At 38.7% G+C, this 6,000-nt stretch carries 4 protein-coding genes; 3 read left to right on the top strand and 1 reads right to left on the bottom strand.

Annotated features, from left to right (window positions below; all coding sequences use genetic code 11):
- Nucleotides 1–12: 12 nt before the first annotated feature.
- The 3 genes from ASG21_RS19275 to ASG21_RS19265 all read left to right on the top strand — a co-directional run bounded on the left by ASG21_RS19275 (nt 13) and on the right by ASG21_RS19265 (nt 4,026).
- The gene (locus ASG21_RS19275) at nt 13–2,349 is read left to right on the top strand and encodes a UvrD-helicase domain-containing protein (RefSeq protein ID WP_056084689.1); all 2,337 of its coding nucleotides are present in this window, start codon (nt 13–15) and stop codon (nt 2,347–2,349) included.
- A 466-nt stretch (nt 2,350–2,815) separates the two neighbouring features.
- Nucleotides 2,816–3,643, top strand: coding sequence for an alpha/beta hydrolase (locus ASG21_RS19270; protein ID WP_056084686.1), 828 nt, complete (start codon nt 2,816–2,818; stop codon nt 3,641–3,643).
- Nucleotides 3,640–4,026 carry a hypothetical protein gene (locus ASG21_RS19265; protein ID WP_128414365.1) on the top strand — a complete coding sequence of 129 codons (387 nt, stop codon included), beginning with the start codon at nt 3,640–3,642 and terminating at the stop codon, nt 4,024–4,026. Before ASG21_RS19270 ends, ASG21_RS19265 begins: the two co-directional genes overlap by 4 nt.
- 66 nt (nt 4,027–4,092) lie before the next feature.
- On the opposite strand, the gene ASG21_RS19260 is transcribed toward ASG21_RS19265, so the two are convergent.
- Complete coding sequence (locus ASG21_RS19260) at nt 4,093–5,934, bottom strand: carbon starvation protein A (RefSeq protein ID WP_185113749.1); 1,842 nt, start codon at nt 5,932–5,934, stop codon at nt 4,093–4,095.
- Nucleotides 5,935–6,000 lie beyond the last annotated feature (66 nt).

Genomic DNA, 6,000 nt, shown 5'->3' with positions numbered 1-6,000 from the left:
TTTTTTTGCATTATGGAGGATTATCTGAAAGGACTGAATGAATCACAATTTGAAGCCGTTACTACACTCGATGGCCCGCTGATGGTGCTTGCCGGAGCAGGTTCAGGAAAGACGCGTGTTCTTACCATGCGCATCGCCCATTTAATTACCAATGGAGTTGATCCTTTTCATATTCTGTCTTTGACCTTTACCAATAAGGCTGCAAAAGAAATGAAAGAACGTATTGCAAAAGTTGTAGGACAAAGCAATGCGAGAAGCCTCTGGATGGGAACTTTTCACTCCGTTTTTGCAAGAATTCTGAGAAGTGAAGCTCACTATCTGGGTTATCCTTCCAATTTTACGATCTACGATCAGCAGGATGCTCTGAATGTCATCAGAAAAGTACTGAAAGACATGAACATCGATGCCGATTTGTATAAACCAAAAAAAGTTCAGGCAAGAATATCCAATTACAAAAACAACCTTATCACTGTAAAAGCCTATTTCAATAATCCTGAACTGATGGAAGCTGATGAAAAGGCAAACATGAAACACATCGGACAGATCTACCAGCGATACGTGGAGCAATGCTACAAAAACGGCTCGATGGATTTTGATGATTTATTACTGAAAACCAATGAACTTCTCACAAGATTTCCGGAAGTTCTGGCTAAATATCAGGACAGATTCAGGTATATTCTGGTGGATGAGTACCAGGATACAAACCACTCTCAGTATTTAATTGTTAAAGCATTAGCCTCAAAATTTGAAAACATTTGTGTGGTGGGAGACGATGCTCAGTCGATATACTCTTTCCGTGGTGCGAATATTTATAATATTTTAAACTTTAAAAAAGATTATCCTGAAGCGGTAACCGTTTCTTTGGAACAGAATTACCGTTCAACCCAAAACATTGTGAATGCTGCGAATGTGGTGATTTCTAAAAACCTTCAGCAGTTTAAGAAAAATGTTTTCAGTGAAAACGAAGAAGGCGAAAAAATAAAAATTTACCGTTCACTTTCTGATGCCGACGAAGCCAATTTCGTTGCCGGAAACATCTGGGAACTGCGCAACCGTGAGCAGAAAATGTTCAGCGACTTCGCTATTCTGTACAGAACCAACTCGCAGACCAGAGCTTTTGAAGATGCTTTAAGAAGAAAAAATATTCCGTATAAAGTTTATGGCGGACTGTCATTCTACCAGAGAAAAGAAGTAAAAGATTTAATCGGTTACCTGCGTTTGTTGGTGAATGAAAATGATTCTGAAGCATTAATGAGAATCATCAATTATCCTGCAAGAGGTATTGGTGAAACCACTCAAAATAAACTGATTGTATTCGCAGACTCACAGAATATTCCGGTTTCTGCAGTTTTAGACAATTTGGGTATGTATTCTCCGCAACTGAAATTCAACAATGGCGTTCTAACGAAACTGAGTGATTTCTGGGCGATGATTAAAGCATTTCAGGTTCTACTTAAAACAGAAACAGCGTACAGCGTTGCGATGGAAGTGGCTAAACGAAGTGGTTTGATTAAATTTTTAAAAGACGATCAGACTCCCGAAGGAATTTCGCGTGTAGAAAACGTTCAGGAATTGATGAACTCGATGCAGGGTTTCATCGAAGAACAGCAGCAGATTGAGGATGGAGATCCAAGCTTACCGAATTTCCTTGAAAATATCGCACTTTCGGCAGATACTCAGAAAAAAGATAATGATGAAGACGACATGGTTTCTTTAATGACCATTCACCTTTCAAAAGGTCTGGAGTTTCCGGTTGTGCATTTGGTGGGTCTGGAAGAAAATCTTTTCCCGAGTTTCATGAGTTCGGCCACCAGAGAAGATCTGGAAGAAGAAAGACGTTTATTCTATGTTGCCCTTACCAGAGCGGAAAAGCAGGCGTTTTTCTCTTACGCGATCTCCAGATTTCAGTGGGGAAAAATTACCGATGCAGAACCTTCAAGATTTTTGAGTGAAATCGACGGTACTTATCTGGAATATCTTAATCCGGCTATTGAGAAGAGATTTATCAACAATTCCGGAGTGACTTCCAATATTTTTGATGAGCATCCTTCGGAAATCAGAAGCTTTAAAAAAATCGAAAAGAAAAGCATTTCAAAGTCTGAAAACGATAAACCAATTGCAGAACCTAAAAAATTAAAACCTGTCGCCACGGCAAAAATCATCAATCCAAGCGGAGCATCTTCGCAGGACATTGAGGTGGGCGACAAAGTGAGACACGACCGTTTCGGAATTGGGGAAGTGAAATTCCTTGATGGTACAGATCCACAGAATATCAAAGCAAAAGTGGTTTTCCTGCATGAAGGTGAAAAGAATTTGATTTTGAAATATGCTAAGCTGACGAAGATTTAAATATTAATTTCTTTCAGATTACAAGGATTTTCACGGATTATTTAAAAAAAATCATCTCTGAAAATCTTTTGTTTTTTTGACGTAAACTTTGATTGTTTCAAAAGCCATAAAGTAGCGAAATTCACCAGCATAGGGGTGAAGCTCTGTGGACAAGGCCTACGTAAGTCAGCAACCCTAAAAGGTCGAAATCAATTTGATTGTACATAAAACTCACGGATTTTCACAGATTTTAATTTTAATAATCAAACCTCTACTTAATAATTCTAAAATCACAGTAAAATCTGAATCTCATCAGGAAAATCTTCGATTTTCAATCTTATGTGTTCTCTTCCCCAAAGTTTTGATCTAAATCTTTGTGACTATGTGTCAAAATATATTGCAGATCTTTAACAAGATCTCATCTTTAGTTAAAATCCGAAAATGTTAAAAATCACAATTCGTATATTTAAGGTTCAAAATTTTAAAAATGAAAAAAATACTTATTCTGATCTTCCTAATTTTCAATTCCATATTATTATTTTCTCAGGAATATCAGACAATCTCCAATGTTCGTTACTACGACGAAAAAACAAATCAATCCGATGTATACATTAATGAAAGATGTGTTTTAGATGTTTACGTTCCGAAAAATGTAAAGAATTTTTCAACTATCATATGGTTTCATGGTGGAGGAATTACAGGTGGAGAAAAACATCTTCCCGAAGAACTTAAAAATAAAGGAGTAGCCATTATTTCTGTCAATTACAGGCTTTCTCCAAAAGTAAAGGCTCCGAAATATATCGAAGATGCAGCCGCAGCTACAGCATGGGTTTTCAATAACATTAAGAAATACGGCGGAAGTGAAGATTTAATTTTTATTACGGGACATTCCGCGGGCGGATATCTCGCTTCAATGGTAGGCTTGGATAAATCTAATTTAAATAAATATAAAATCGATGCAAACAGGCTTGCCGGAATTATACCGTTTAGCGGACAGATGATTTCCCATTTTACCACCAGAAAAGAAAAAGGAATCGATGAATTGGATGCCAGAATCGATGAAATGGCACCGCTTCATTTTATCCGTGCTGATGCGCCACCATTGCTTTTAATTACCGGTGACCGCGAAAAGGAACTGATGGGAAGATATGAGGAAAACGCTTATATGTGGAGAATGATGAAGCTGAAAGGTCACAAGGAAACCGTTTTATATGAACTCGATGGATTTGATCACGGTGGAATGGCTGTTCCTGCTTTTCCATTGCTTTTGAATGAAATTAAAAGGATAGAAAAAATTAAAAATATCAAAAGATGAAAAGGGGGTTAATTGTAATTTTAATATCGCTATTGTCCTGTCAGAGTAATGACAACACGACTATTATCGGCATTTGGCAACTCAGCGGATCCAGATATGGAACCGGAGCAGAGATAATTTCACATGAAATTGATTCGGAAATTGTAATTAAGTTTGAGAAAAACGGAAATTACAGAGAGTATACAAATGGGAAGCAGATTTCTGATCGATATTTTATTAACAATAAAGATTTTCTGGTTTTGCTTAATTCTAAAACGAAAGACAGTATCTTTTACTCTTATCAAATTAAAGGAAATAAATTAATTCTGGATGAGGTGGATAAAAATGGCAGTTTTATGTGTGACGAAGGCTGCTCATCATTCTATAAAAGACTCGAAGAATAAAAACGACTAAAATAAAAGAGACGCAGCACAAACCACGCCTCCCATTCATATAGTTTAAATAAGAATTTATCTCTCAACCAATTCTTTCACATTCTCGCCATAAAAATCGGTGTGCGAAGTCTTCACCTGCAGCAGCTGATACCATTTTCTAAATGCTCCAACGAAAACTACGAGCATTAAAACCATCGCAACAATCGCTAATGTCGCCAGTAAATATTGCTGTTTTGGAATGTAAATATCCATCACCTGAATGTATCCGGCCCAAAATGTAATAATAGCCATAAAAACTCCCGGAATTGCAGAACAGAGCGCATATTTTCCACGGTTTAACCTGATGAGCATTGTTGTGCAGACAATCAATCCGCACGCGGCGAGTAACTGATTACTGATTCCAAACAGCGGCCAGATGCTGCTTACGTTTCCGGTGAAAACCAGATATCCCCAGGCAAAAGTAAACAGTAAACTGCTGATAATAATTCCCGGAGTCCAGTTTTTATCATTGAATTTTGGAATGACTGAACCCAGCATTTCCTGTAAGAAGAATCTTCCAACTCTCGTTCCGGCATCGATCGCGGTTAAAATAAATACCGCTTCAAACATAATCGCGAAGTTATACCAGTATGCCATCAGCTGATCCATGTACGGGATTTTGTTAAAAATATGAGCCATCCCGACAGCCAATGAAACTGCTCCACCCGTTCTTCCGTGCAGATCAATGCCTATCCTTTCAGAGAAATAATCGATATCAACGCCATGCAAAGCTGGATTCGCAGCTAAGAAAGCGTCGTAAGTATCTTTGGGCGTATTGATCGCAAAATAATCTCCCGGCATCAAAGTACAGGCAGCTATCAAAGCCATTAATGCTACGAAACCTTCCACAAGCATCGCTCCATAACCTACAAACAGAATTTCTTTTTCTCTGTTCAACATTTTAGGAGTCGTTCCTGTGGCAATTACCGCATGAAATCCGGAAATCGCTCCACACGCAATTACAATAAAAATAAAGGGTAAAACCGGACCGCCGATTACGGGACCGCCACCATTGATAAACTGGGATAATGCCGGCATTTGAATGGTTGGGTGAATCACGATTACCCCGATCGCCAACATAATGATCGTTCCGATTTTAAGATAGGTTGAAAGGTAATCTCTCGGAACCAAAAGCAACCAAACCGGAAGTACTGAAGCTAAAAATCCATATAAAGGAATGGCAATTGAAATCGTCGTAATGTCCCACGTAAACATATTGTTCATAGTCTCATTCTGCATCAGACTATGTCCGCCAATGATTCCTGCAATCAATAAGACCCCACCTAAAATACTTGCAAAAGTCACGGAGTTTTTTCTGTAACGCATAATCAATCCCATGATAATTGCGATCGGCATCGTGATTACGACCGTGAACAGTGACCATGAGGCTTCATGCATCGCATTGATACAGGCTAATGACAATCCGGCAAGCGTTAAAATTAAGATGAATAGAATTGCAAAACCCGCAACAGTTCCGGTCGTTTTACCAATCTCTTTGGAAGCGATCGTCGCTAAGCTTTGTCCTTTGTGTCGCACCGATGCGAAAAGTACCACCATATCGTGAACTCCACCACCCAGAACACAGCCGATCAAAATCCAGATCGCACCGGGAAGATAACCAAATTGTGCTGCCAACACGGGTCCAACCAATGGTCCAGCCGCTGCAATTGCTGCAAAGTGATGTCCGAAGAGTACGTTTTTATTGGTGGCAACGTAGTCTTTTCCGTCAGCAAATTCTACTGCCGGCGTCGTGTTTTTGTCATTTAAACGGAGAACTTTGTTCGCCAGGAAAATTCCGTAGAAACGGTAGGCTATTGCAAAAATGAGCAGTGATGTGAACACCAGAGTCAGTGCATTAATTCCATTTAGAAATTCCATATCATTTCGATTTTATGTGAATAAATAGTTAGGGTTTCTGCTTATTTATTAATGATAATGTAAGCA

This window comes from Chryseobacterium sp. Leaf394 (assembly GCF_001424105.1).
Classification (GTDB): domain Bacteria; phylum Bacteroidota; class Bacteroidia; order Flavobacteriales; family Weeksellaceae; genus Chryseobacterium.
Note: the sequence above shows the minus strand (reverse complement) of the source record. Positions and strands in the feature narration are given on the sequence as shown.